The organism is Hoeflea sp. AS60 (genome assembly GCF_038900115.1).
GTDB lineage: Bacteria > Pseudomonadota > Alphaproteobacteria > Rhizobiales > Rhizobiaceae > Hoeflea.
On the sequence record NZ_JBBMQP010000001.1, the window covers coordinates 1,025,039 to 1,050,473 of the forward strand.

The 25,435-nt window shown below is 58.9% G+C and carries 21 protein-coding genes; 12 read left to right on the forward strand and 9 right to left on the reverse strand.

The annotated features are described in order from the left end of the window. From WNZ14_RS04840 to WNZ14_RS04850, 3 genes are all read right to left on the reverse strand, one after another. Entirely contained in the window at positions 1 to 1,704 is a 1,704-nt protein-coding gene (locus WNZ14_RS04840) for a hydantoinase B/oxoprolinase family protein (RefSeq protein WP_342867462.1), read from the reverse strand. Further along, positions 1,701 to 3,743 (reverse strand): hydantoinase/oxoprolinase family protein, encoded by a 2,043-nt coding sequence (locus WNZ14_RS04845; RefSeq protein WP_342867463.1) that lies wholly within the window; start codon positions 3,741 to 3,743, stop codon positions 1,701 to 1,703. Before WNZ14_RS04845 ends, WNZ14_RS04840 begins: the two co-directional genes overlap by 4 nt. Positions 3,744 to 3,804: 61 nt before the next feature. Then, on the reverse strand, positions 3,805 to 4,794 hold the full coding sequence (locus WNZ14_RS04850) for a sugar ABC transporter substrate-binding protein (protein WP_342867464.1): 990 nt from the start codon (positions 4,792 to 4,794) through the stop codon (positions 3,805 to 3,807). A 118-nt stretch (positions 4,795 to 4,912) separates the two neighbouring features. Here WNZ14_RS04850 and WNZ14_RS04855 point away from each other — a divergent pair, with 118 nt between their 5' ends. The 11 genes from WNZ14_RS04855 (at position 4,913) to WNZ14_RS04905 (ending at position 18,222) form a co-directional block, all read left to right on the forward strand. Then, positions 4,913 to 5,638: a GntR family transcriptional regulator gene (locus tag WNZ14_RS04855; RefSeq protein WP_342867465.1), complete on the forward strand. Its 726-nt coding sequence runs from the start codon at positions 4,913 to 4,915 to the stop codon at positions 5,636 to 5,638. Next, the gene (locus tag WNZ14_RS04860; RefSeq protein WP_342867466.1) at positions 5,638 to 6,753 is read left to right on the forward strand and encodes a Xaa-Pro peptidase family protein; all 1,116 of its coding nucleotides are present in this window, start codon (positions 5,638 to 5,640) and stop codon (positions 6,751 to 6,753) included. Before WNZ14_RS04855 ends, WNZ14_RS04860 begins: the two co-directional genes overlap by 1 nt. Beyond that, positions 6,750 to 7,226: a GAF domain-containing protein gene (locus WNZ14_RS04865; RefSeq protein WP_342867467.1), complete on the forward strand. Its 477-nt coding sequence runs from the start codon at positions 6,750 to 6,752 to the stop codon at positions 7,224 to 7,226. The genes WNZ14_RS04860 and WNZ14_RS04865 overlap by 4 nt, the downstream gene beginning before the upstream one ends. 466 nt (positions 7,227 to 7,692) lie before the next feature. Beyond that, positions 7,693 to 8,253 carry a hypothetical protein gene (locus WNZ14_RS04870; RefSeq protein ID WP_342867468.1) on the forward strand — a complete coding sequence of 187 codons (561 nt, stop codon included), beginning with the start codon at positions 7,693 to 7,695 and terminating at the stop codon, positions 8,251 to 8,253. A 433-nt stretch (positions 8,254 to 8,686) separates the two neighbouring features. Beyond that, positions 8,687 to 9,994 carry an APC family permease gene (locus WNZ14_RS04875; RefSeq protein ID WP_342868513.1) on the forward strand — a complete coding sequence of 436 codons (1,308 nt, stop codon included), beginning with the start codon at positions 8,687 to 8,689 and terminating at the stop codon, positions 9,992 to 9,994. A gap of 424 nt (positions 9,995 to 10,418) precedes the next feature. Beyond that, complete coding sequence (locus WNZ14_RS04880) at positions 10,419 to 11,321, forward strand: LysR family transcriptional regulator (RefSeq protein ID WP_342867469.1); 903 nt, start codon at positions 10,419 to 10,421, stop codon at positions 11,319 to 11,321. Positions 11,322 to 11,411: 90 nt separating this feature from the next. Then, on the forward strand, positions 11,412 to 13,466 hold the full coding sequence (locus tag WNZ14_RS04885; protein ID WP_342867470.1) for a hydantoinase/oxoprolinase family protein: 2,055 nt from the start codon (positions 11,412 to 11,414) through the stop codon (positions 13,464 to 13,466). Further along, positions 13,463 to 15,091 (forward strand): hydantoinase B/oxoprolinase family protein, encoded by a 1,629-nt coding sequence (locus tag WNZ14_RS04890; protein WP_342867471.1) that lies wholly within the window; start codon positions 13,463 to 13,465, stop codon positions 15,089 to 15,091. The genes WNZ14_RS04885 and WNZ14_RS04890 overlap by 4 nt, the downstream gene beginning before the upstream one ends. Positions 15,092 to 15,280: 189 nt before the next feature. Further along, positions 15,281 to 15,856: a TRAP transporter small permease gene (locus tag WNZ14_RS04895; RefSeq protein ID WP_342867472.1), complete on the forward strand. Its 576-nt coding sequence runs from the start codon at positions 15,281 to 15,283 to the stop codon at positions 15,854 to 15,856. Next, on the forward strand, positions 15,853 to 17,160 hold the full coding sequence (locus WNZ14_RS04900; RefSeq protein WP_342867473.1) for a TRAP transporter large permease: 1,308 nt from the start codon (positions 15,853 to 15,855) through the stop codon (positions 17,158 to 17,160). The genes WNZ14_RS04895 and WNZ14_RS04900 overlap by 4 nt, the downstream gene beginning before the upstream one ends. Before the next feature lie 27 nt (positions 17,161 to 17,187). Then, complete coding sequence (locus WNZ14_RS04905) at positions 17,188 to 18,222, forward strand: TRAP transporter substrate-binding protein (RefSeq protein WP_342867474.1); 1,035 nt, start codon at positions 17,188 to 17,190, stop codon at positions 18,220 to 18,222. 93 nt (positions 18,223 to 18,315) lie between these two features. Here the strand turns inward: WNZ14_RS04905 and WNZ14_RS04910 are convergent, their stop codons facing one another. After that, positions 18,316 to 18,645 carry a hypothetical protein gene (locus WNZ14_RS04910; protein ID WP_342867475.1) on the reverse strand — a complete coding sequence of 110 codons (330 nt, stop codon included), beginning with the start codon at positions 18,643 to 18,645 and terminating at the stop codon, positions 18,316 to 18,318. Between the two features lie 589 nt (positions 18,646 to 19,234). On the opposite strand from WNZ14_RS04910, the gene WNZ14_RS04915 reads away from it, so the two are divergent. Then, positions 19,235 to 19,891 (forward strand): GntR family transcriptional regulator, encoded by a 657-nt coding sequence (locus tag WNZ14_RS04915; RefSeq protein WP_342867476.1) that lies wholly within the window; start codon positions 19,235 to 19,237, stop codon positions 19,889 to 19,891. On the opposite strand, the gene WNZ14_RS04920 is transcribed toward WNZ14_RS04915, so the two are convergent. Genes WNZ14_RS04920 through WNZ14_RS04940 form a run of 5 tightly spaced genes read right to left on the reverse strand, consistent with a single transcriptional unit; the run spans position 19,877 to position 25,264 of the window. After that, positions 19,877 to 20,707, reverse strand: coding sequence for a sulfite exporter TauE/SafE family protein (locus WNZ14_RS04920; protein ID WP_342867477.1), 831 nt, complete (start codon positions 20,705 to 20,707; stop codon positions 19,877 to 19,879). The genes WNZ14_RS04915 and WNZ14_RS04920 overlap by 15 nt on opposite strands. Positions 20,708 to 20,733: 26 nt before the next feature. After that, positions 20,734 to 22,320: a gamma-glutamyltransferase family protein gene (locus WNZ14_RS04925; protein WP_342868514.1), complete on the reverse strand. Its 1,587-nt coding sequence runs from the start codon at positions 22,318 to 22,320 to the stop codon at positions 20,734 to 20,736. After that, positions 22,320 to 23,645, reverse strand: coding sequence for a TRAP transporter large permease subunit (locus WNZ14_RS04930; protein ID WP_342867478.1), 1,326 nt, complete (start codon positions 23,643 to 23,645; stop codon positions 22,320 to 22,322). The genes WNZ14_RS04925 and WNZ14_RS04930 overlap by 1 nt, the downstream gene beginning before the upstream one ends. Positions 23,646 to 23,649: 4 nt before the next feature. Beyond that, positions 23,650 to 24,177 carry a TRAP transporter small permease subunit gene (locus tag WNZ14_RS04935; RefSeq protein WP_342867479.1) on the reverse strand — a complete coding sequence of 176 codons (528 nt, stop codon included), beginning with the start codon at positions 24,175 to 24,177 and terminating at the stop codon, positions 23,650 to 23,652. Positions 24,178 to 24,184: 7 nt separating this feature from the next. Beyond that, the gene (locus WNZ14_RS04940) at positions 24,185 to 25,264 is read right to left on the reverse strand and encodes a TRAP transporter substrate-binding protein (RefSeq protein ID WP_342867480.1); all 1,080 of its coding nucleotides are present in this window, start codon (positions 25,262 to 25,264) and stop codon (positions 24,185 to 24,187) included. Between the last annotated feature and the right edge of the window lie 171 nt (positions 25,265 to 25,435).

The window sequence follows — 25,435 nt, forward strand, 5'->3', positions numbered from 1 at the left end:
TCACGCACGGGCCTGCGAGGCGGCTTCATCGACCTCCAGGGCGTCCGTCAAGACGACGCCATAGACATCCTGTGCAGCCTTGCGGCTGACAAGGCCTCGCGTGACGTCACGGCGCACATCTTCAAAGCTGCGTGCCTTGGGGTCGCCATTGCCGCCACCGCCACCTGTCATTGTTTCAATGACAGTTCCGGCCTTCACCTCACGCGCGCGCATCTTCAGTCGTTGCTCGGTCGATCCATCGGGGAGGGTAATCTCGATCCACGGGCCAGCGCCGTCGAGCCCGCCATTGAGGCCCCAGGCAGGGGTCTTGGAACGTTCAAACCACAAGGCGCTGTAGCAGTCCTCAAGCGCCTTGTAGCGACGAATGACACCGCAGCCGCCGCGGTATTTGCCTGCGCCGCCGCTGTCCGGGCGGATGGAAAATTCTTCCAGACGGACCGGGAACTTGGTTTCATAAACCTCGGCAGGGATGTTGCGAAAGCCACCGTTCACAAGATTGATCAGGGCGCTTTCACCGTCGCTGTCGATCCGGCCGCCCCAGCCACCCGCTGTGGGCTCAAGTGCAATCCACTGACCGCGCTTCTGATCAACCGAGAAGAAGCCGGCAACCATGCTGTCGCCGTAGTGGGCCGCCGTCGACCGTTCAGGCAGGGCTTCCGACATGCACGAGATGAACAGATCGGCAAGAAGACCAAGTCCGGTGAAATACCACTCGCAAGCCGCGGGTTCGGAGGCATTGTACATGCACAGGTCCGGGATCTTGACCGTCATCGTCTCGAACGATCCACCGGTGATGGCCCGAGCCGGGTTGATCATCGTCTTGTAGGCAAGCCGCAGGAGCGATTCCGTCTGCTTTGCGCCGCAATTGATCGATCCAGGCACCGGACCGGACGAACCGGTCAGATCCACGATCAGCGCATCGCCTTCAATCGTCAGCGTCAGAACCACCTTGACCGGATCAGTGCCGACGCCGTCATCGTCGAGATAGCCGCTGCGCGACCATGTTCCATCCGGGATCGCGGCAATCGCCTCGCGATCCATGCGGCGGGATTGTTCAAAGATGTTCTGGCAGGCGTCGCGATAGACCTCCACGCCGATGCGGTCGAGCAACTGGCCCAGACGTCGCTCACCGGTGCGAATGGCGGCGACCTGCGCCCCGAGATCGCCGATGGTCGCGTCTTCCAACCGGGTGTTCAGCCGCAGATGATCATACCATTCGCGCTGCTGCTTGCCGCGGCTGATGACACGTGTCGGCCCCAGTCGCAAACCTTCCTGATAGATGTTGGTAGAGCCCATCACGGAGCCTGGATCCATCGCGCCGATATCGCCCCAATGGGCGCGCGATGCGCCAAAGCCCACCAGTTCTCCCTTGTGGAAGATCGGGCCAATGGCGGTCACGTCATGCAGGTGTGTGCCCTGCATGTAGCTGTCATTCATGATGAAGACGTCACCTTCATGGATATCGTCGCCATAGTAGTCCTTGACGTACTGGACGCAGACATCAATCGCACCGATGAACAGCGGAACGCCTGTCGACTGACCCAGCATGTTGCCATGCTCGTCCATCAACGCCACAGCGCTGTCCTTGCCTTCGTAAATGACGGAGGAATGGGCAGACCGCCAAAGCGAGGCGTTCATGTCCTGTGCGCAGGAAATCACAAAGTTTCTGACGACTTCAGTGGTAATCGGGTCTGCCTTGCTCATGCGACCGCTCCTTTGCCCGTATCAGATTTGCTCAATGCCATATGGCCGCCTTGGATGACCACTGCCTGCCAACCGGGGGGCAGGAGGGTCGTGGTGGTGCCCTCTTCGATGATGGCAGGGCCGGACACGGCCTGACCATCCGCCAGTGCATTCCGGTCGACGATCCGCGTGGGCTGCGCCGTGCCGCTGAAATAGACGTCGCGGGTGCGCTCGGGTTTGGCTGCCATCGGCAATGGCGGCGCATTTTCAGGGCGCGGGATATGTCCTACCGCTGCGAGGCGGATATTTGCCATCTCCACCCGGCCTTCAGGGCTGCAATGGCCGTATTGACGCTCGTATGCGGCGTCGAAACTGTTGCGGACCGCTGCCATGTCAATTGGACCATCCGGTATCGGGATCGTCAGCACATATTCCTGGCCGTGATAGCGGAAATCGACGCCGCGTTCGAAGCTGATATTGGCTGCGGCAACATTCTCGCCGAGCATGTAATCCTTGCCCTTCGCGGCAAGGTTCTCAAAGGCGCTTTCAAGGTTTGACTGGTCGATCAGGTCCCAGAATCCATACATGGTCTCCTTGAAATCATGGCGCATATCGGTCTGCAGCATGCCCCAGGCTGAAAACGCCCCGGGGTGGACCGGGATGATGACTTCGCGAATCTGAAGTTCTTCGGCCATAGCCGCCGCCTGAGCAGGTCCAGCTCCGCCAAAGGCCACAAGCGTGAAGTCGCGCGGATCGATCCCGCGCTGAATGGTGATCGTGCGAATGGCATCGGCCATTTTCGCATTGACGATGTCCACAATCCCCTGTGCCATTGCCTCGGCGCTCATGTCGAATTTTGCGCCCATTTTTGCCAGCGCAGCAGTCGCTGCGTCGCGGTCGAGCACCATGTCGCCGCCGCCGAAATTCGCACTGTCCAACCGGCCAAGAACAAGGTTCGCGTCAGAAACCGTTGGCTGCGTGCCGCCTCGCCCGTAGCACACCGGCCCCGGCGTAGACCCTGCAGATTGTGGACCCACACGCACGGCACCTGCCTCTTCCCAGGCCAGCGAGCCGCCACCTGCACCGATGACGTGGATATCAACCACCGACATCTGCACCGGCAAGCCTTCGAGCATGGTTTCATTGGAAGTCGACGGCAGGCCGTCAATGATCAGGCTGGCGTCGAAAGACGTGCCCCCCATATCGACACAGATCAGGTTCTGCCGACCGGTGACCTGCGCCAGCGCCTTGCCGCCAATGGCTCCGCCGACGGGCCCCGAAAGCAGGGTCTGCAAGGCATTGTTGCTGGCCGTGGTCGCACTCATCACGCCACCGTTGGACTCCATCACATGCAGCCCGTGACCGTCAGGCAGCCGGGTCTTGAGATCGCCGACCAGGGTCGCCAGATACTTGCGCACGACCGGCGCCAGATAGCTGTCCATGACTGTGGTCGAGGTCCTGTCGAACTCGCGCCATTCAGGCGACACCTGATGCGACAAGGCAATCGCCATTCCCGGCAGCCGCTCTTCGAGATAGGCCTTTGCCGCCAGTTCGTGCGCCGGATTGACATAGGAGAACAGGAAGCAGACGGCGACGGCCTCATAGGCCTCTGCCTTGGCTGCCTCAACGAACGCATCGAGATCATCCGTCGAGAGCGCATCGACTTCGGACCCGTCAGCGGCGAGACGCCCGGTGGCAACATAGGTGTGTTCGAGCGTCGCAAGCGGTTCGGGCTTGTTCCAGCGGATCGAGAAAATCTCGCCCCGATCATTGCCCTGTATCGTGTAGATGTCGCGGAAGTTCCGTGTCGTGAGCAACGCCACTTTCGCGCCGCGGCGGGTCAGAAGTGCATTCAGGCCAACTGTCGTGCCATGCACGAAAAAGTCGATCTCGGCATCTGCCGGAATGGCTGTGTTGATGCCTTCAAGCACAGCCAATGCGGGGTTTTCTGGCGTGGACAAGACTTTTGTGGCTCCACAGGCCCCGGTTGCGCTGTCCTGAAACACGATATCGGTGAATGTTCCCCCGATATCTGCCGAGACACGATAATTCCCTGCCATAACGACATCTCCTGTTAAATGATTGTCGGGGTGCCAATCGCACCCCGACCCCTTTTTGGTGTTACTGCTGCCACTCGGCGACGAAGTCGGGATTTGCATCCAGAACCGATTTGTCGATCAGCGCCTGAACCGGGCCTGCCTCATCCATGTTGATGGCGTTTGTGACCGGCTTGCCTTCAATCGCGTTTGCGATCTGCTCCATTGCCAGCGCACCCATTGTCTTGGGGAAGTAAGCCAGCGTCGCGTCCCAGCGGCCTTTGCGAATGGCATCGATCGCAACGTCTGCAGCGCCGCCGCCCATGATGTACATCTCAGGCACATTGTATCCTGCAGCATCCAGAGCGATCTCGGCGCCCGCCATCTGCTGGTCAGCATTGGAGAGAACCGCGTGCACGCCGGAATTGGCCTGAAGGATGTCCGTCATCACGTTCAAACCTGTCTCGGGCGAGTAGAAGCCTTCACCGACAGAGACGACCTTGATGTTGGCGTGCTCTGCCAGGACCTTCTGATAGGTCTCGAGACGCAGGTTGTCGAAGGGGAATATTTTCGCGCCAATCAGGATGACCACATTGCAGGGATCCTTGTCCGCGCAGAAGTCCACAACAGCCTGGGCTTGCAGCGTCGCACCCGGCACCGGGGGGGAGGCAACGGTGGCTGTCAGTCCCTCGATCTGCGGCTCAAGCGTGTTCATTTCGGGCCCGACCGGAAAGAGAACGGTTGCAATCGGCTTGCCAGCCGCAATGACCTGTTCCACAGCGCCGGCAATGCCTACATTGTCGTTTGGCGCGATGATGAAGCCATCGAAATTGCCGCTCGCCAGCACATCCTCGACCTGGGAGAACTGGACGGCTGCATCAAACTTGCCGTCAAAAACCTCTGTTTCATAACCTCTTTTGGCGGCCATTTCCTGGACGCCTTCATAAGTCGCCTGGTTGAAGCCATTTTGCGAGGCCGCCGCAAAATATGCAATTTTTCCTCCGGCGCTTGCCGACACGGTCAGAACGACAGTCGCCACGGTGGCTGCGGCAAGTGTTTTGAGCATTTTCGCCATTTCAGTTCTCCTGTTTGTGAATCTTGTTCGATCGAACCCATATTTTTATTGGACAACTCTGTCAGCATAATACAAACTTAATACAGAACGCATGTCAATTCGGGGGAGAGCATAATCGATGAAAAAAGCTGGCTCTGGCACCAACCGGAAAATGCAGCGGGGCGGTCTGGCGATCCACGAACGCATGCGCGATGACATCTTGTGGCTGCGTATCGAGCCAAACTCTGCAATTGATGAAGTGTCATTGGCTGCGCAATACGGCGTCTCTCGGACACCGGTGCGCGAGGCGGTCGCGAGGCTGGCGTCAGAAGGGCTCGTGCACCATCTGCCAAACCGCACATCCATTGTGGCTCCGCTTGTCATGCGGAAACTCAAGGCCCTTTTCGATATGTACTATTTGCTGTCGCGGGCTGTGGTCCGGGAGGCGGCAGCGAAAATATCCGAACAGCCGGCATCTGAGCTGAAGGGCGAGACAGCCGAGTTGATGAAGGCCTTGCGGGTCAGTGCCGACGAGCCTTCGCAGAAGATGGAACTGGCCTTGCGCCAGAAGATATCGACCATCTCGGACAATTTTTTCCGCGACAACGCCTATCGCGTCATCCTGGATGCAGGGATCCGCACGAAATATCTCTATCTCTTCCCAAATTGCGCACAGGCCGACCGAGACATTCTGGCCCGCAACTGGCAGGTGCTGGTTGAGGCCATCTGCGCCGGGGATGTCGAGGCCTCTGACCATGCAGTCACAGCCCAGATCCAGTTCGAAGCACAGGTCATCGAGAGAATTTTCATAGCCAAGGAAGGATATTCCATGCCCATTACGCCGCCACTCGCAGAGGCCGTATGATGTCTGATAATTACGAAACCGCACGACAGCGTTTGGCAAACATTGCCAGGGAAAACGCTCTGGCAGCCATCGCTTTCGTGCCTGGTCCAAATTTCCGCTACGTCTCCGGGCTGTCATTTCATTTGATGGAGCGCCCCACGCTCCTGTTCGTGACATCCGACAACCGGGTGGTCGGCGTCATGCCAGAGCTTGAGCGCCAGAAATGGACCGAGACCTTTCCAACCGCGGAAACATTCTACTGGTTGGATCATGAAGGCTATGCCGGCGCATTCGCAGCCGCCTCGCGTGCAATGCCGGACGGCAGGATCGGCGTCGAGGGCATGCTGATGCGCGCCTTCGAGCTTCGGGCGCTCGAAGCGGCGTTCGGAGCCGACCGGATTGCAGACGCAGAGAAGGAGCTGCGCAGCCTGAGGCTGGTCAAATCCGAGATGGAAATCGCCGCTTTGCGCAAGGCCGTGGCAATTTCGCAGATCGCCCTGCACGAAACTCTGGATCAGCTCAAATCCGGAATGACCGAAAGGCAGATCGTGGCGCTGCTCAAGAGCAGAATGCTTGCCAATGGCGCTGCCGGTTTCGCCTTCGAGCCTGTCGTATTGATCGGGGAAAATGCTGCCAACCCGCATGGCGAGCCGGGTGATCGGGCCCTTTATGCCGGTGCACCGCTGCTGATCGACTTTGGTGCCATGTGGGGCGGGCTCAACGCCGATATTACCCGGACCTTCTTTTTCGAGCATGTGAGCGATCACCACGCAGATATCTACAACACGGTGCTTGATGCCAACACCCGCGGTCGGTCTGTCGCCGGCCCCAGCCTGACAGCACATGATCTCGACACAGAGGTCACCGGCGTTCTGAAGGCGTCTGCGCATGCCCGCCTCATCGTCCACAAGACCGGTCACGGACTTGGATTGCTGGTCCACGAAGCACCGCAAGTGATGATCGGAAACCCGGAGCCGCTGGTCGAGGGAATTGTCCTCACGATCGAACCCGGCCTGTATGGCCCCGGAGACATTGGCGTACGCATCGAAGACGATGTCTTGATCACCGCAGCAGGGAATACGTCCTTGACCGATTTTCCCCGTGAATTGACAGTACTGAAAGGAACCCGGTCATGAGCAATATCGCTAAAGCATTTGCCGACAAGGATCAGCCGCTCGCGACGTTCAAAGCGGTCGAAAGGCACGTGCAGGAGACCATAGGCGCCAAATTGTTCACCATGTCGGTGTTCAACCCGTCAGACGGGTCGGCCAGCCGCATCTACACAAACATGCCTGATGCCTATCCGGTGTATGGCGAGAAGCCGATGGTCCCCAACACTTGGACCGCGAAGGTTCTGGATCGTCACGAAATATTCGTGGCCAACTCGATTGAAGAGATTGCTGAAGTGTTCCCGGATCATGAATTGATCCTGTCACTGGGATATGAGAGCTGCGTCAACATTCCCGTCGTTATCGGTGGCAACGTGATCGGGACATTGAATTGCCTGGACGTGGCAGGCCACTACACGCCACAGCGCGTGGCGGACGCTGAATTGCTCAAGCCACACGGAGCGATTGCGCTGCTTCTGCATGCGTTTCAAACCAGTTGAACTCAACCCTGCCAATCAGTTTGGCTTGAGCGACCCTGATGTTTGCCCGCAGGGTCTGGTCGACAGAAGCGTTTTCCAGAACGATACATCGGGCTCCGCCCCCGAGCGAGCGCCGCCAATGCTGAGGTGGCGCATTGCGAACATTGGTGACGCCTTTGTCGATTTTCGTGTCTCCTAGGAACCTAGGGGCCAGAAAGGTGGGGGCCAGAAACTCAAGCGATTGGCCATGCCCGAGCAGGCCATTGCAAGCTTACGCGCGCTACCCGTGTTCATACTGACAGTTGGGACCTGATCGTCGCAATCCAGCTCGTCTGGCGTGCACCTGCCTGCCTGGTTCACCAATGCTCTGGTGAACTCGATGATCGCCTGCCGGCCTGCGGTGATATCGTAGAGGTTACACATCGGCGAACGCTGCCCCTTGTACTTACAAGATTTCATTGGCACAGTTTCGTCAGGGAGCCAGCAAATGCGAATTTTTGCGAAAGCAATACTCTTGGCGTCTATGATCGCCGCAACCGGACAGAGTGCGCAAGCACAGAGCACTATCATCGCTGAACCGGTTGATTGGAGTGCCCAATTCGCGGGCCTGGATGGAGTTGCGATCACGTGCATCCGAACCATCGAGCGCAACTATGCTGAAAGAGCGTGCCAGCAATTGATGGATCATGCGGCTTCGGCGCTCAAAAAATCGGGCATCCCACACGTTGTCGCAGGCTCTTATTACAGTCGCGACCCAGCGCCGGAACCCACCAGCCTGCTCGCCAACCCGCTCAATCTGACGATCCACGTGCGCGCCACTGATCCAAATCCACTCGGTATAGATATTCGGATGAATGCGAGTGTTTCTTATACCGCTGCCGTCGAGAAACATGGAAACACAGCGCCTCGGCGCGGTGAACTCCTGATGTGGCAACATGGAACCACCGGCGCAGGCGCAGCCCAGAAGTTGGAGCCTGCCATTATTCAGGCATCAAAAAAGCGGATGGACGTGCTTCTGGGCCATATAGATGAAGGCTGGCAGCGATAGCCTATTGTTGGTGATGGCTCGGTGGAGAACGCCGCTGACCGTGCATCGGTCATCGAGCAGATAGTTCAGTACGGCCTATCGGATGGTAACCTACGCTGCTAGGTTCGTAACGAGTTTGCCTCGTATCCGCAGAAGCTGCGCACGGAGTGCAATTCCTTTCTGGACGTATTCGACAGCCTGTTTTCTGAATTGTTCGATACCAACAACTTGTTTTGTGCCTCGGCTACCGGGAACAGTTGGGCGCTCAAACTCCACGGATAGTTCGGACAATTTTCTCCACGTTCAGTGGAACCCTCCTGCGCTGGAAGGCCGTTTGCAGACGAGAGCGCCGTGCGTCCAATTGAATGCAACGGGCATTAGGCATCGGCAGAATTGATCGAAGCGTTGTCACCGATGTGAATCGCAAGTCGGCGACAAATGGAAAGGAACCATGATGGCGGAAGACTACAAGAAAAACAGCATCACCCTGCCAAGCGCAGTCGCGATGGGCACCGGGGTGATGATTGGCGCTGGCATCTTCGCCCTGACCGGACAGATTGCTGAGCTTGCAGGCCCTCTGTTTCCGCTCTCGTTCGTCGTGGGCGCGATTGTGACTGCATTCAGCGCCTACACCTACATCAAGATGTCGAACGCCTTTCCGTCCGCCGGCGGCATAGCAATGATCCTGAAGAAAGCCTACGGGCCGACAACGGTCGCATCAGGTGCTGCTCTGCTGATGGCGCTGTCGATGGTCATCAACGAAAGCCTGGTCGCGCGCACCTTCGGAACCTATACGCTGCAGGCTTTCGGCGGCGATCCCAACAGTATTCTCGTTCCGGTTATCGGCGTCGGACTGATCATCTTTGCCTATCTCGTCAACGTGTCCGGAAATCGTTCGATTGGACTTCTGTCCATCGTCATGGCGGTCCTCAAGGTTGGCGGCATCGCCCTGTTCGGCGCGGCGGGCCTGTGGGCCAGTGGCATTACGTTTGAGGCTACGGGCGGAGAAGCTGGCGCGGGAGGTTTCGTGGCCTCCGTCGCCTTGTCGATCCTTGCCTTCAAGGGCTTCACGACAATTACCAACAGCGGTGCGGAGATCACCGACCCTCATCACAATGTGGGCCGTGCCATTGTCTTGTCCATTGCAATATGCGTGGCTGTCTACCTGCTCGTCGCATTCGCTGTAGGCTCAAGTCTGTCGCTGGAACGCATTGTGGCAGCGAAGGACTATGCCCTTGCTGAGGCTGCAAAGCCTGCGCTTGGGCCAATCGGGTTTTATCTGACGGTCGCGCTGGCGCTTGTGGCCACAGCGTCAGGGCTGATTGCGAGCGTTTTCGCGGTGTCGCGGATGCTGGCAATGCTGACCAGGATGAAGATGATCCCGCACAGCCATTTCGGCATGCCAGGCACGATCAAGGACCACACGCTGGTCTACACCGTCGTGATCGCCGGTATCCTGACTGTCTTCTTTGACCTCAGTCGCATCGCCTCACTTGGTGCTTTCTTCTATCTTGTGATGGACATCATCATTCACTGGGGCGTCTTTAGAAACCTCCGCGATGAAATCGGCGCCCGGGGCTGGGTGCTCTTGACGGCAATCGTGCTCGACAGCGTGGTGCTCGCCACCTTCGCCACGATCAAGTGGCAGTCCGACCCGTCAATCGTCGTTGTAGGCTTGATCGGCATGACATTGGTTTTCGTTTTCGAGCGGATTTTTCTCGCCCGCAATCCGGTCAGTGAGGGCGCTGACGACAACGATTGACCAAGGCTCAATCTTCCTTGGTGATCGATGGCCTTAGGCCATGACATCACTAAAGAGGGTATATCGAAATTGGCAAGTTCGGGCGGGATGGGGGCTTTCGTTTCGTTGGGAACGGACGACTGAAATTGGGTCGCTTGCAGTCGGTCGGCTTCCGGCGTTCAGAATATTGATAGCGGACATTGGACGTGATCGCGCCGATACCCCAATGCGCTGCGGCAAGGCACTCTGCAGGCTTTTGGAGCGAGCGTTCATGGCTATCTGCGGAAATTGGCTTAACCGATGTTACGCTGCGGTGAGGATCGTCAATCCCGACTTTCATGCGATCTTCCGCTTTGATATCAGGTCGCTTGCGGCTACCGTCTTTCCCAACCGCTGGCCCAGCTACTGGCAAAGTCATGCGCGTTTGTGATCCAGGCTGATTTCCATGTCCCGTCTCAATATCGAACAGCTGCGCACGTTTCTCGAGGTTGTTCGCCTGGGCGGGGTGCGCAGGGCTGCACAAAGCCTGAGTATCACCCAACCCGCCGTGAGTGCCAGGATCAAGGCGCTGGAGGACTCGCTGTCGGTAGAGCTGTTTTACCGTAACGGAGGCGGCCTGACCCTGACCAAACGGGGAGAAATGCTGATCCGCTATGCCGAACAGTTCGAACACCTGTCCGAACAGGTGACAGCCAATATCATTGCCCCCGATGCGATCGAGCAGCAATTGCGACTTGGTGTGGCCGAAACCGTGGCTCAATCCTGGTTGCCTGATTTTGTCTCTGCGCTGCACCGCCGGTTTCCCAAGGTCGAGATCGAGATTGATGTTGATATCTCGACCAATCTGCGCGAACGGCTGCTTGATCGTGAGATCGACCTTGCCATCCTCATGGGCCCGGTGTCCGAGGCGACAATTACCAACATCATGCTGCCGGTGTTTGATCTCGCCTGGTATGTGGCAGCAGACGCCATCAGCACGGACGGCGATGACAGCACCCTGATCGCCACCCGCCCGGTCATCACATTCGCCCGCAACACCCGTCCTCACCGAGAGCTCAAGCGCGCCCTGTTCGAAAGGGTGGGGCCGCGGGCGCAGATTTTTTCCTCTTCGTCTCTGCTCGCCTGTTTCAGGCTGGTTGAGGCCGGACTGGGGGTTGCAGCACTGCCCGAAGTTCTTGGTCATCACCTGGTAGAGCGGGGCGTAATTCGCACCTTTGATCCCGGCTGGTTGCCTGCGCCGCTGCAGTTCACCGCCTCCTACCTTGGCGATCCGAAAAGCCATGTCGTGGAAATTGCCGGACAGCTGGCATTGGCCACTGCACGCGAGCAGAGCGATAAAAATATCTGATCACTCAAGCCAAGAATTTTCGATTTGATTTGATTGCCTTTGCCTGCGACGTTTTCCCGATAACGCCCTTGTCGGAAGATGCAGATCCTGATGTCAAAACCGCGCATTACCATTGCTGTCGATATCGGTGGTACCTTCACCGATCTTGAGTTCCGGGATACCGACACAGGTGCGGCGCACAGCCTCAAATCACCGACGACCCCGGACAATCCCGCGCGCGGACTGACCGATGCCATCGCCTTGGCAGGCGAGCGGTTTGGTTTCACCACCGCCGATATCGCGCTGATCCTGCATGGCACCACGATTGCCACCAACGCCGTTCTGACCCGCGATCTGCCCGCTGGCGCCCTGATCACGACCGAAGGCTTCGAGGATGTGCTTGAAATCGGGCGTCATGCACGATCCGATATCTATGCCCTGCGCGGACCCGACCGAAGCATTCTGGTGCCTCGCCGTCACCGCTTCGGCGCCCCCGGTCGCATTGGCGCATCAGGGGAGGTTGTGCGCGAGATCGACGTCTCGGCGCTGGATGCGATGATCGAGCGTGTCGTGGCCTCGGGCGCCAAGGCCACTGCCATCTGTTTGCTCAATGCCTACGCCAACCCGACCCAGGAAATCGCAATCCGCGACCGCTTGCTGGCCCGCTGTCCCGAGATGGCCGTGTCATGCAGCCACGAAGTCTCTCCCGAAATTCGCGAGTTCGAGCGCACGGCAACCACTGTTCTCAACGCCCTGCTTGTTCCCGTCATCGCCCGCTACGTGAGTGCCTTGCGGACGCGGTTGATGGATGCGCAGATTACGGCTCCGGTCTATCTTATCCAATCCAATGGCGGTGCAATCAGCCTTGATGCGGCTGTGCAAGCCCCCGTCAAGCTGCTGCTCTCGGGTCCTTCGGGCGGCGTTCTGGCAGCACAGAAGCTGGCCAATGCGCTCGATACATTGGACGTCGTCGGCGTCGACATGGGCGGAACCAGCTATGACGTCGCGGTTGTGGCCGGCGGCGAACGCACGGTTGTCACGCAAGGCGAGATCGACGGCCTGCCGGTCCGCGTGCCGATGGTGGAAATGAACACCATCGGGGCGGGTGGCGGCTCCATAGCCTTTGTCGACCCCTCGGGGCGGCTTCAGGTGGGTCCGCGCAGCGCCGGCGCTGTGCCGGGACCGGTGTGCTACAACCGCGGCGGCACAGAACCAACCGTGACAGATGTGAACCTGATCCTGGGGCGGCTTGATCCGGCCACATTCCTGGGTGGGCGCTTTGCCCTTGATCTCGATGGCGCGCGGGCCGCGTTGCGCGACAGGATCGAGGAGCCGCTTTCGCTCACGCCTGATCATGCAGCATCGGGTATTCTTGCCGTGGTTAACGCGAAGCTTGCCGCCTCGATCAAGTTCTCGCTTTTTGCCAAGGGACTTGATCCGAGGGATTTCGCGCTGATGAGCTTTGGCGGGGCGGGCGGCCTGCACGCCATAGAAGTGGCTGAAGAGCTCGGCATGACCCAGGTGATCTTTCCCCGCGATCCTTCGACCTTTTCCGCCCACGGCATCCTGTTTTCCGACATCCAGCATGACCTTTCACGCACCGAGATTCTGCCGTTGGCGGCTGAAAGCCTGCCCGCATTGAACGCAATGGCTGACGATCTGCGCACCCGCGGCAGCGCGTTGCTTGATCAGGACAAGATGCCTGAAGACAAGCGTATCCTCACCCTTACCGCCGATCTGCGTTATCGCGGACAGGCCTTCGAGTTGATGACCGCCGTGCCTGATGGCGCTTTGACGGCGGAAACCCTCGCCGTCTTGCGGACCCGTTTCGAGGAGCAGCATCGGCAGCGTTTCTCCTTCGATGACCCCAAGGAAGCGGTCGAACTTGTCACCCTGCGACTGACCGCGATCGGCGTGCTGGGCGAAGCGGATCTGCCCCCCGTCCCCTACGTGCCCAGTGAATCCGCAAGTGTCACGCACCGCCCGGTCCATGTTGATGGCGCCTGGTTTGACACACCGGTGCACCGTCAGCTTTCGCTTGCAGCAGGCAGCATCGTGACCGGCCCCGCAATCATTGAGCAGGAATACACCACTTTGCTGATCCCCGGCCGTTGGTTGCTGACCATGACTGCGACCGGCGACATGACCGCAAGGAAACAGCCATGATGCGTCCTGATCCCGTTCTTCTCGAAATCGTGTCTGCGGCTCTCGTGTCGGTGGCCGAGGAGATGTCGGTGACGGTCTGGCGCACCTCTCGCTCGACCACCGTGCGCGAGTTGCTCGATTACTCGACTGCCGTCTTCGATGCCAAAGGGCGCAATGTGGCTCAGGCGGCGCGCATGCCCGTGCACCTGAACTCTATGGAGCTCTGCCTTCACCACATCGCTGCCCACCATATTCCGCTGGACGAATGGCGCGACGGCGAAGTGATCGTGACCAACGATCCCTATTGCGGCGGCCAGCACCTGCCCGATTTCATCGCCTTCAAGCCGGTGTTCAAGGACGGTCAGCGCATCGCCATCACCTGCGTGCTGATCCACCATGTCGATGTCGGAGGCGGTGCCGCCGGCGGCTACAACGCCAAGGCGGTCGAGGTGTTTCAGGAAGGCTTGCGCCTGCCACCGGTGCGGATCGTGCGCGATGGCAAGATGCAGGAGGACCTGTTCGCCACCATCCTGCAAAACGTCCGCGAACCGGAAACATTCCGAGGCGATTTTCTGAGCCAGATCGCTGCACTCGACGTGGGTGCGCGGGCCATGCTCCGGCTGGCAGACCGCTATGGTGTCGACGCTTTGGACGAGATTGGTGCAGCCCTTCTTGACCACGCCGAGCATGAGATGCGCAACGCGCTCGAAGCCTTGCCAGATGGCACTTACATCGCCGAGGATTTCGTCGATGGCGATGGGATCGAAGAGGGCGCCAAGCGGATTTCAGTTGCTCTGACGATCAAGGGCAGCGACATCGCGCTCGATTTCACTGGAACTGCGGCGCAGGCCAAGGGCCCGATCAACGCGACCATGGCAACGACCACTTCGGCGGTCTATTACGCCGTGATCGCGGCCTGCGGTGTAACGGCAACGGTCAACGCCGGTTGCTACCGCCCGATCACGGTGACGGCGCCCGAGGGCTCGCTGGTCAACGCCAATTTCCCGGCACCCGTTTCGATGCGGATGTTGCCGGGGCACAAGATTGCCACCGCCGTGCTGCGCGCCTTTGCCCAAGTGCTTCCGGACCGGATTCCGGCAAGCTATTACGGCACCACATTCAACCATGCGGTCAACATTCGCCGCGCCGACGGCCGTCGTCAGGTCTATTTTGACTCTGAACTTGGCGGCTGGGGAGCGCATCCTGAACGCGACGGGCCAAATGGTTTGGCAGCCGGCTTTCACAACGGTCAGAACACGCCGATCGAAATGATCGAGGCGCTGTTTCCACTTCGTTTCACCAGCTACGGCCTTGTACCGGGTTCGGGTGGGGCAGGCCGCATGCGCGGCGGTCTCGGCATCGTCCGTGAATGGGAATTTCTGGCCGAGAGCGGGTTGTTGAACTCGGCCTTCGATGCCTTTGACTCCCTGCCTTACGGGCTCGACGGCGGCCAGCCCGGACGCGGCGGCACCCTGAGCGTCGTGCGCGATGGCGTGACCACCGCTTTGGCTGCCAAGACCATTGGTCATGCCCTGCGCCCGGGTGATATCGTCCGAATGGAAACTCCGGGCGGCGGCGGGCATGGCGACCCGGGGCTCAGGGATGCAGCGGCGGTCGCCGAGGACAAGGCAGACGGCTATGTCTAACTCTGGCGACCGGAATGTCAGACTTGGAAACGACGCCTCGAGCTGCAGCGCAGCACCCTTTTGCCTCACCGAAACATCCGGGCCGAATGAGAAGAGCCATCGCCGGCATTGTAAATCCGGTGCAACATCTGCGAAGGTCTCGAAAGGTGAGCTCCGGGGTGACCGGCTTTGTATCTTTGGGGACGGAAAATGATCGAACCGCTGCCACAACGTGTTTCGCGATGGCTGGCATGGGTGGCGGGAGCTGTGATCTTGTTTGGCTGTGCGGTGCCGATCACCATTGATGTGCTTGCGCGATATTTCCTCAACCGCGGCCTGGTCGAAAGCTTCGAGATTTCGGGATATGGGCTCGCCGCCTGCATAGGGCTCGGCCTCGCCTATACTGTCACCACCAAGGCGCATATCCGGGTGGACTTCGTGGTGGCCAAGCTGCCGTTTCCGGTGCGCGCCGCCTGCGATTTGCTGGCCGCAGGCGCACTGGCCGTTGTGGCGATGGCGCTGGCCTGGTTTGCGTGGGGTACGGTTTCTCAGTCCTGGGCAATGGGCGCGCGGTCGATGTCTCTGCTGCAAATTCCAGTTGTGATCCCTCAGGGGCTTTGGTGGATCGGGCTGTTCTGGTTTGCCTGCATGGCTGTGCTTGCCCCCGTTCAAGCCGTGCTGCGGTTGATCAAGGGCGATCGCGCCGGTTTCGAAGCGGCGATCGGGTCGGCTGATCTGAATGCTGAGATTGACGAAGCGGTGCATGCCGCGGGGGACCGGCCATGATCCTCGCTGCGTTTCTCTTACTGCTGGTCATGCTGGTGCTCAGCCTGCCCGTAGCGGCAGTTCTGGCGCTTACTGGCTATATTTTGTCTGAAAACTACGCGTTTTTTCCCATGACAGGAGCGGCCGGCGAACTGGCCTGGAATTCGTCCGAGGATTTCATCCTGATCGCAGCCCCGATGTTCATCATGATGGGTGAATTGATGCACCGCTCTGGCGTATCGGGGCGCTTGTTCAACGCGCTGACCCCATGGTTTGCTAGGCTTCCCGGCCGGCTCATGCACACCAACATAGCTGCAAGTGCAGTCTTTGCGGCCACTTCAGGATCGTCGATCGCCACTGCCGCAACGATCGGCACCGTGGCGATCCCGAACATGGACAAGGGCGGCTACAATCGTCCGCTGTTTCTGGGCTCCATCGCCGCCGGCGGCACGCTGGGCATTCTCATTCCGCCGTCGATCAACATGATCATCTACGCAGTACTGACCGACACTTCGGTCGCCGATCTGTACGCTGCCGGATTTATCCCCGGGTTCCTGCTGGCCACGCTGTTTTCCGGCATTGTTCTGGCGCTGGTGCTGTGGCGGCCACATTGGGGTGGGCCCAAGGTGGTTGAAGGATCGCTGTGGCCTCAGCGGATCAGGGGCCTGCCGCACCTTCTGCCGCCTTTGGGCCTGTTCACTATCGTCGTGGGCAGCATCTATGCCGGCCTCGCCACCCCGACGGAAGCTGCGGCTCTGGGCCTGATCGCCACGGTGATCCTCGTAGCGCTGAACGGCAAGCTTACGCTTCCGGTGTTGCTCACCGCCTTTGAAGGTACGGTCAGAACCACATGCATGATCATGCTGATTGTGATCGCGGCATTTTTCCTGAACTTTGTCATGGTCTCCATTGGCCTGGTCGGCGCGATCACCGACGCGGTGTTGTCACTGGGCTGGCCGCCCTTGGGCATGTTGCTGGCGATTGTCGTTTTCTACCTATTGCTCGGCTGCTTCATGGAAACGCTTTCGATGATGATCGCCACCACCCCGATCATCGTGCCCGTAGTTGTTGGCTTGGGTTACTCGCCGGTCTGGTGGGGGGTTGTTTTCGTGATCCTGATCGAAGCCGCGCTGATTACCCCGCCGGTCGGCATGAACCTCTATGTCGTGCAGGCCGTGCGCAAGGGCGGCGGCGCGTTTACCGACCTCTTCAAGGGTGCAGCACCTTTCCTCGTCGCCATGCTGATCATGATCAGCCTGTTGATTGCCTTCCCGCAGCTGGCCCTCTGGCTGCCCACAATCGTCAATCCGAAAACCGGCGGATAAAACCGTTTCAACCCGAAGGAGACTACGATGAAACTTCTTGTAACAACAACGCTCGCGACACTTCTGGCCCTGCCAGCGATAGCTCAGGACATGCCTGCAACAGAGTTCAACGTGGTTGGATCCATCGGCAGCCTGTCGATGTACACCGACAAGGAACTGCCATTCTGGTCTGAAACAGTACCTGCCGAAACCGGCGGCAAGATCACCGCGAATGTGAAACCCTTCACCGAACTTGGCTTCAAGGGTGGCGAAATTTTCCGGCTGGTCAGCAACGGCACCTTGCAGATCGCAACCACAGTTCTGGCCTACAACTCCGGCGAAGTGCCGCGAAACGAGGCGACAGACCTGGTCGGCGTGCTTTCAAGCGTCGAGCAGCTGGCCGAAGTGGCCGATGCCTGGCGGCCGTCCTATGCCGAATTCCTGGAGAAAGAACACAACATCAAGCTTCTTGGCTTTGGTACCTATCAGGCTCAGGTGATCTATTGCCGCGATGAGTTCAAATCGCTCGCCGATCTGGCAGGCCGAAAGGTGCGCGCATCCGGGGCTTCGCAGCAGGCGTTTGTCAGCCATCTGGGCGGCTCGCCCCTGTCCATCGCATTTGCCGAAGTGCAGCCTTCGCTGGCCAGCGGCGTGGTCGATTGCGCCATCACCGGCGCTCTGTCAGGCTACAAGGCCAAATGGTATGAAAGCGCCAAGTTCATTTCTCCGATGCCCGTCAACTTTGGCCTTGCGGCGCAGCTTGCCAATCTCGACTGGTGGAATGGTCTTGATGCTTCGGTGCAGACCTATCTGACATCGGGACTTCGCGGGCTTGAAACCTCGATTTTTGAGCTGGCGGCAACGGAAACCGAAACAGGTCTCGCCTGTAACACAACCGGTCCCTGCGATCAGGGCGAGCCGGGCGGAATGACCCTGGTTCCGTTCACCGAAGCCGACGATGCCCTGCGCGCCGAGGCTGTGACGGCTGCAATCCTGCCCGCATTTGCCGAACGCTGTGGCGCCGAATGTGTCTCTGCATGGAATGCAACCATCGGCGAAAAGCTGGGCATTGCCATCCAGTAAGATATCTGGGGCGGCGGATCTTCTTGCCGCCCCACTCCAAGTTTCGCAAGCCTCCTCGCAAGCGCACCCGGGCGGGCCTTGGTCTAAAACGCGCTAAACTTCGACAATTCCGGCAAGATCAGCAGTTTGAGCCTGAAGAAAAGCCTTCGTTCCATCAGCGAAATAGGCCTGCGCGATGCCTGGCCCGAGGCTCTCGAGGTGGAAGAAATGGCGCTCGCCGTTCCTGAACTTCTCGTAGCGCGTCCAATAAGCATCTCCCTCAAATCCGTAAACGCCGACGTCAGCATCGCCAGCTGAAAACTGGAAAGCACAGCGGCCACCCGGCTCGTAGTCGACGACCGCGACAAGGCTGCGCGTCTCCGGCTCAAACACGAAAATCTTTTGCCCTTCCAAAAACCGTCTGACATCGTCGGCCTGCATCATTATCCACCTCAATTCGGTACGTCATATTCCTGTTTCAGGATCCGGCGAGACGATCTCCAAGTCAACGAAACCGCGCAGTGAAAATGATGCTCTGTTGCCTGACAGTCAAACCTGTTCTGCAGGTTCGTGTCCGCGCGCACTCTTGATGCCCTGTTTGGCCCCTCGAAAAATCGCGTCACACTGACAGCAAAAGTCGGCTTTTTGCCCATATCCACAAGCCCGGCCCGCAAGACAGACATCTCAAACTTTCAAAACCTCAACCCTTGCTGCTGCGGGGCGGCGGTGTCTGGTTTCCGGGAAATGTAAAGCTGTCCTCAATGACCGATTTGAGGGCGCGGAGCAGCCAGGTTCATTCTCGTGAGAGGATTAAGGAAAATGTCCGACGAGCATTAGACTGTCCAAAAGCGAGCTCGATCATTGCAATCTCAAGCTTAGCCAAGTGCCCGGGGTTGGAACTTCAGGCCGCTGCCTTCCGCCGCCGCCAGAAATCTGAAGACAAAACAAAGCAATTGTTGCTTTGGATCATGCTGCAATTAGACTGAACATGCAGGTTGTCGTATCATGGCCTGTGAGGGGCCGTGTGTGGAAAATGACCGATCAGACCAAAACACTCCATAGCGATTTTATTGCCTCCGAGTTGGAGCGTGAGATAATTGCCCACATGTGGCCGGCAGGCTCAAAGCTGGATGAGAATGCGCTGGCCCAGAGGTTCGGCGTCTCGCGAACCCCCGTCCGCGAAGCCCTGCATGTGGTGGTTTCCCGGTCTCTTGCCAAGCGCGAGCCCTATCGCGGTGTGGTGGTTGCCGATGTCAGCCGAGACCGCATTGACCAGATGTTCGAGGCGATGAGCGAGATCGAGGCAATATGCGGCCGGTTTGCCGCAGCCCGCATGACCATGACCGAGCGAACCGAGCTTGAGGCCGTCCACAACAGAATGCAGAACGTGGCGCAGCAGCGCGATTTTCCCAGCTACGACCGGATCAACACCGAATTCCATTCGCTCATCTTCGCCGGTACCCACAATGAAGACCTGGTGGAAACAGCCAATGCCATGCGTCTCAAGCTCGCGCCATTTCGCAGCTCACAGCTTCAACAGGCCGAGCGGGTAGCAAAGTCCAATGAGGAACATACCCAGATTGTCATGGCCATCCTGGACCGCAACAGCAAGGATGCGGAAAGGGCCCTTCGGCGCCACCTGCAAAGCGCCGCCAAGGCCGTGCTGCAGGCTCGTTCAGCCAAACGTTGAGTAGAGCATTCGCAATGCGGTGATACCCAGGAATACGGCGAAAGCCCTTTTCACCCATTTTGGATCGAGACTGTGGGCGAGTTTCGCACCGACGGGTGCGAAGAAGGTGGTGAAGGGAAAGATGATCGCCACCGCGATAAGATTGACGTAGCCCAACGACAAGGGTGGACGATCCGGCACACTCCATCCTGAAAAAATGAATCCGATGACAGCAGGTATCGCGATCATGAAACCGAAGGCCGCTGCCGTTCCCACCGCACGATGGATCGGATAGGAAAACGCAGAAAGTGTGGGAACCGACAATGTCCCGCCGCCAATCCCCATAAGTGACGATAACAGGCCTATCACATAGGCAATCGCGGACTGGACTGCATTGCTCTCGGGTAGCTCTGATGCGACCACAAGCGTCTTCGGGATCGCCATATTCAGTGCGACCGCCAGCGCGACGAACCCGAAAATGGCTTTTAGTCCTGCCGGATCAATGTATTTGGCAAGCAGGCCGCCAGACAGTGCTCCCAGAGCGATGGCAGGCGACCAGCGCTTGAGAAGGGCCACATCCACCGCGCCGCGCTTGTGGTGCGCACGCACCGAGGACATGGAGGTGGCAATGATCGTTGCCAGTGATGTGGCGACCGCCATGTGCATTGACAGCTCCGGCTGAAATTCGATCAGCGTGAACAGCCAGAACAGGATCGGCACGATGACGATTCCACCGCCCACACCAAGCAGCCCGGCAATCAATCCGGCGAAAATCGAGGCCAGACCGAGACTGACCGCAAGGCCGATCATCTCGGAAGTCGAGAGTGCAGTGTCCAAGATATGTGTCCCTTCGCTATTCTGCGTCAGTAGGAAAGTGCTGCGCCATCAGATCGCGGATCACTCGCCGCTTCCATAAGACCTGAGGTATGAAGAACGACAGCGCCCGCATGGCCAGCAAGATCGGAGAACTCCGGGATCATTTCGACCTCGTGACCTGCCGCCTTGAGCGCTTCAACAAGCCTTGGGTCAAAGCGGGCTTCAAGCTTGAGAGATGTGGTCGCGTCCCCCCAGGTCTTCCCCAGAAGCCAGCGCGGCAGGGTAATCGCCTGCTGCAGATCGCCGCCGAAGCTTGCATAGCGCGTGAAAACAGCCGCCTGTGTCTGAGGTTGGCCTTCGCCGCCCATGGTGCCGTAGGCAAACACGCGACCGTCGGTGAGTTCCGCCAGCGCCGGGTTCAAGGTGTGAAATGGACGCTTGCCCGGAGCAAGCTGGTTGGGGCCTTCGCCAAGACTGAATCCCGCGCCGCGGTTCTGGAAAAAAACACCTGTGTCCAGACAGGTCAGCCCCGAACCGAATTCCCAGAAAACGCTCTGGATAAAGCTTACGACGGTGCCTTCGCTGTCGATGGCGCCCATCCAGATAGTGTCGCCCTCCTTGGACTCATGGGGCCAGAAGAGGGCGGTCTTCCTGTCGATCCTGCTTGCCAGCTGATCGAGCACTTCCGGCTGCAGCCAGTCACTCGCGGGCTTGCGCATGGTATCGGGATCACCAAGTTCCGCATTGCGGATGATGAAGGCCTGCTTGGTCGCTTCAATCAGCCCGTGGATATGCTCAAAACCTTCTGCCTGGCTCACTCCCAGCCGGTCGAACAGCGCAAGTATCATCAGAGATGACAAGCCTTGCGTGGGCGGTGTCATGTTATAGAGCTCGCCATCGGAGACGGAAACAGCAAGCGGCTCAACCCGGTCTGCCTTGAAGTCCTGAAAATCCTCGAACCGCAGCGGGCTTCCTTGTGCTTCCAGAAAGGCTGCATGTGTTTTCGCGATGTCACCGGTGTAGAAGCTATCGATTCCATCGCGGCCGATGGTTTCCAGCGTCTCACCCAAGGCAAGCTGACGCATCCGGTGCCCCTGTTCCGGAGGTCTTCCGTCAACAAGAAACGTCTCTTCAAAACCCGGAACGCCACTGAGTGTCGAGAGCTTGTCACGCGTGCAGGCAGCCTGGTTGCCGGTGACCGCTATCCCGTCCCTCGCATAGTTGAACGCCGGTGACACCAGTTTCGACAGCGGCATGCGGCGCGCCTGATCGACCTGGTCCAGCGCCATTTCCCAGCCTCGCAACGTGCCTGGTACTGTGAGCGCGGCAAGTCCGCCCCGGGCGGGGATGGTGTCGGCGTGACCTCTTTCCCGGTACCATTCCGGGGTGGCCAGTCGCGCCGCGCGTCCGCAGGCTGATATACCGATCGGGGCCTGGCCCTTCTTCTTGATCAACCAGAAACCGTCACCGCCGATGCCGTTCATATGCGGATAGACCACGGCAATGGTCGCGGCTGCCGCAACCATTGCCTCGATTGCGGTTCCGCCTGCTTCAAGGACGTCGCGGCCCGCCAGCGCTGCCACCCGATGCGGCGCTGTGAAGGCGCCTTTGTAACCCAATGCACTGTAAAGCATCACCAACCTATTGTTTCAGGCAGCCAGAGAGCGAGCTGCGGAAAAGTGTAGACCAGACCCAACCCGATCAGCTGAAGGCCGATAAAGGGAATGACCCCGCGATAGATGTCAATTGTTCTCACTTCTGGTGGCGCTACCCCCTTGAGGAAGAACAGTGCCCAGCCGAAAGGCGGGGTCAGAAACGAGGTCTGGAGATTGACGGCCACCAGGATGGCAATCCACGCCATGTCCGCGCCAGCCTGCATGAAGATCGGCAGGAAGAGCGGCAGCGCGATGTAGGAGATCTCGATCCATTCGAGGAAAAAGCCCAGGACGAAAATCAACAGCATCAGGAACAGGATCTGTCCGTCAAGCCCGCCGGGAACCATCGAAAAGGCGTCCTGCACAAGCCGTTCGCCGCCAAGTCCTCGGAACGCCAAACCGAAGGGCTGGGAGAAGATCAGGATCAAGAACACCATCGCGCTGGTGACAAAGCTGGACCGCACCACCTCGCGCATCATGGAAAAATTCAGCCGGCCGGAAAACAGCGCAAGCAGGATGGCCCCGAATGCACCCATCGAAGCAGCCTCCGTCGGGGCTGCCACACCGCCAATAATTGATCCCAGAACGAGGAAGATCAGGGCAATCGGCGGCAGAACCACACGCAGCAGCTTGCCTGCCAGTTCCCTGCGGGAGGTGAGATCCCGTTCGGCCTGCGGAATGGCGGGAACACTGGCCGGATAGAGGATGCCGAGCAGAAGAACATAGCCCACAAACAGCAGGGACAGGATGAGGCCGGGAATGAGGGCTGCGGCAAACAGGGTGCCCACCGATTCACCCATGATATCAGCCAGCAGGATGAGCACCAGGCTGGGTGGAATGATCTGGCCCAGCGTTCCCGAAGCGCAGATAACGCCGCTTGCCACACCCTTGTCATAGCCGCGGTTGACGATCGGGCCGAGCGCGATCAGGCCAAGCGTCACCACCGTTGCGCCAACCACGCCGGAGGCCGCCCCCATCAACACCCCGACAAGGATGATCGCCAGCGCCATGCCGCCCCGCAGGCCGCCCATGGCAAGTCCAATGACCTCAAGCAGGTCTTCGGCAATTTTTGATTTTTCGAGCATGATGCCCATGAAGATGAACAGCGGCAAAGCCAGCAGCGTGTAATTGGTCACCACCCCGAACACGCGCGCGGGCAGCAGTGCAAACAGCGAGGTGCCAAAGCCGAGATAGCCAAAAAAGAATCCGGTGACGCCAAGGCATATAGCCACCGGAATCCCTCCCAGCAGCATGAGAAAGAATGCGCCGATCATGCAAAGCGATAAAATTTCCGTATAGGGCATTGGATCAATCCGATCCGGCTGCTTCGGGCTTGCCAACAAGATGTACCAGGTGGGCACAAAGCATCGACAGCGCCTGGAGAGCGAGCAGGAAAAATGCAATCGGCAGGGCCGATTTGAGGAGATAGCGATAGGCCAGACCACCGGGATCGGGTGAGCCTTCGTTGATCGAGTAGCTCTGTTCCAGATATCCGATGGACAGCCATGCAAGGGCTAGTGCGCACAGCATCAGCAGGGCTGATGAGATTGTATCTACAATCCTTTTCGTCTTCACGGAGAACCGGTCGTAAAACACATCGACCCTCACTTCACCGCCGGCATTCAACCCGTAGGACATGCCGAACAATGCGCCCAGCGCCATGAGGTGCCATTCCGCCTCCTGCATGGCCACGCTGCCCAGTCCGAAAAGGTAGCGACCAAGCACATTTCCAGCCACCACCAAGACCAAGGCAAGTCCGAGCCAGGCGGTCACCTGGCCCACCGTGCGGACGACGCTTGCAGCGCCGTCCGCAATCATTTCAAGCCTGTGAGCCATGTGGATGTCAGGCCTTCAGGTTCGCAAAGGGACGCTCCGAGACGGCTGCCCAGCTGTCATGCTCCGCCTTGAATGCCATGAAGGCGTCATGGACCTTCTTGGTAGCAGGATCGGCATTGGCGATTTCTTCAAGCGTCGCGGCTGTAGCCGTACGAAGCGCTTCGACAACGCTCTCGGGCAGCACATTTGCTTGGACGCCGAAATTTTCAACCAGATCCTTCAGCGCCGCAGCATTGTTGGCTTCGCACCATGTGTGGCTTTCCAGGTTGCAGGCCATGGCCGCTGTCTGGACGATGGCCTTGAGGTCTGCGGGCAGCGAATCCCAGGCTGTCTGGTTCATCAGCAGTTCGGTGACGTTGCACGGCTCGTGCCAGCCAGTGGTGTAGTAGTACTTGGCTGCATTCTGCAGGCCAAGGCGACGATCCTGGTAGGGGCCGACAAACTCGGCGGCATCGATCACGCCACGCTCCAGTGCGGGGAAGATTTCGCCACCCGGCAACAGCTTCACGTCTACGCCAAGCGACGCATAGACCTTGCCGGCGAGACCTGGAATTCGCATCTTCAGGCCATTGAAGTCTTCAACGCTTTCGATCGGCTTGCGGAACCAGCCGGTCATCTGCACACCGGTGTTGCCAAGCGGCAGCGCCTTGAGGCCGAGCGGCTGATAAAGCTCGTCCCAGAGCTCCATGCCACCGCCATGGTAAAGCCACGCGTTCTGTCCCTGAAAGTTCATGCCAAAGGGAACGGTGGTGAAATATTGTGCGGCAGGCAGGCGGCCTGCCCAGAAATAGGAGTTGGCCGAGTTCATCTCCACCGTTCCGTTGCGCACGGCATCAAAGCCTTCAAGCGCAGGGATCAATTCGCCAGCAGCAAAATGCTGGATCTTGAGGCGGCCGTCGCTCATGGCCTCGACTTTCTTGCAGAAGTCTGTGGGGCTGCCTGGACCTTCAACATAGAACGGCGACCCCGGGCCATAGGCATTGGTCATCTTCCAATTGAAGGTGGTCTGAGCCTTGGCTATGGACGGCGCTGCCAGGGGGGCGGATACGGCGGCTGCGGCTACCGTGAGAAAATTGCGACGTTTCACGAGCTGTCTCCATGGTTTGTGTCGAGGACCAATGTCTCCCGAAAAATTCTGCGATTTGGCGGGCAATTTGTGCGCTGCCGAAATGAGCTAAGCAATCACTGTGCCAAAATCACAAGCCATTGAAAAATATTGATGATATCAAAAATCCAAACCCGTTTTGTATACAATATA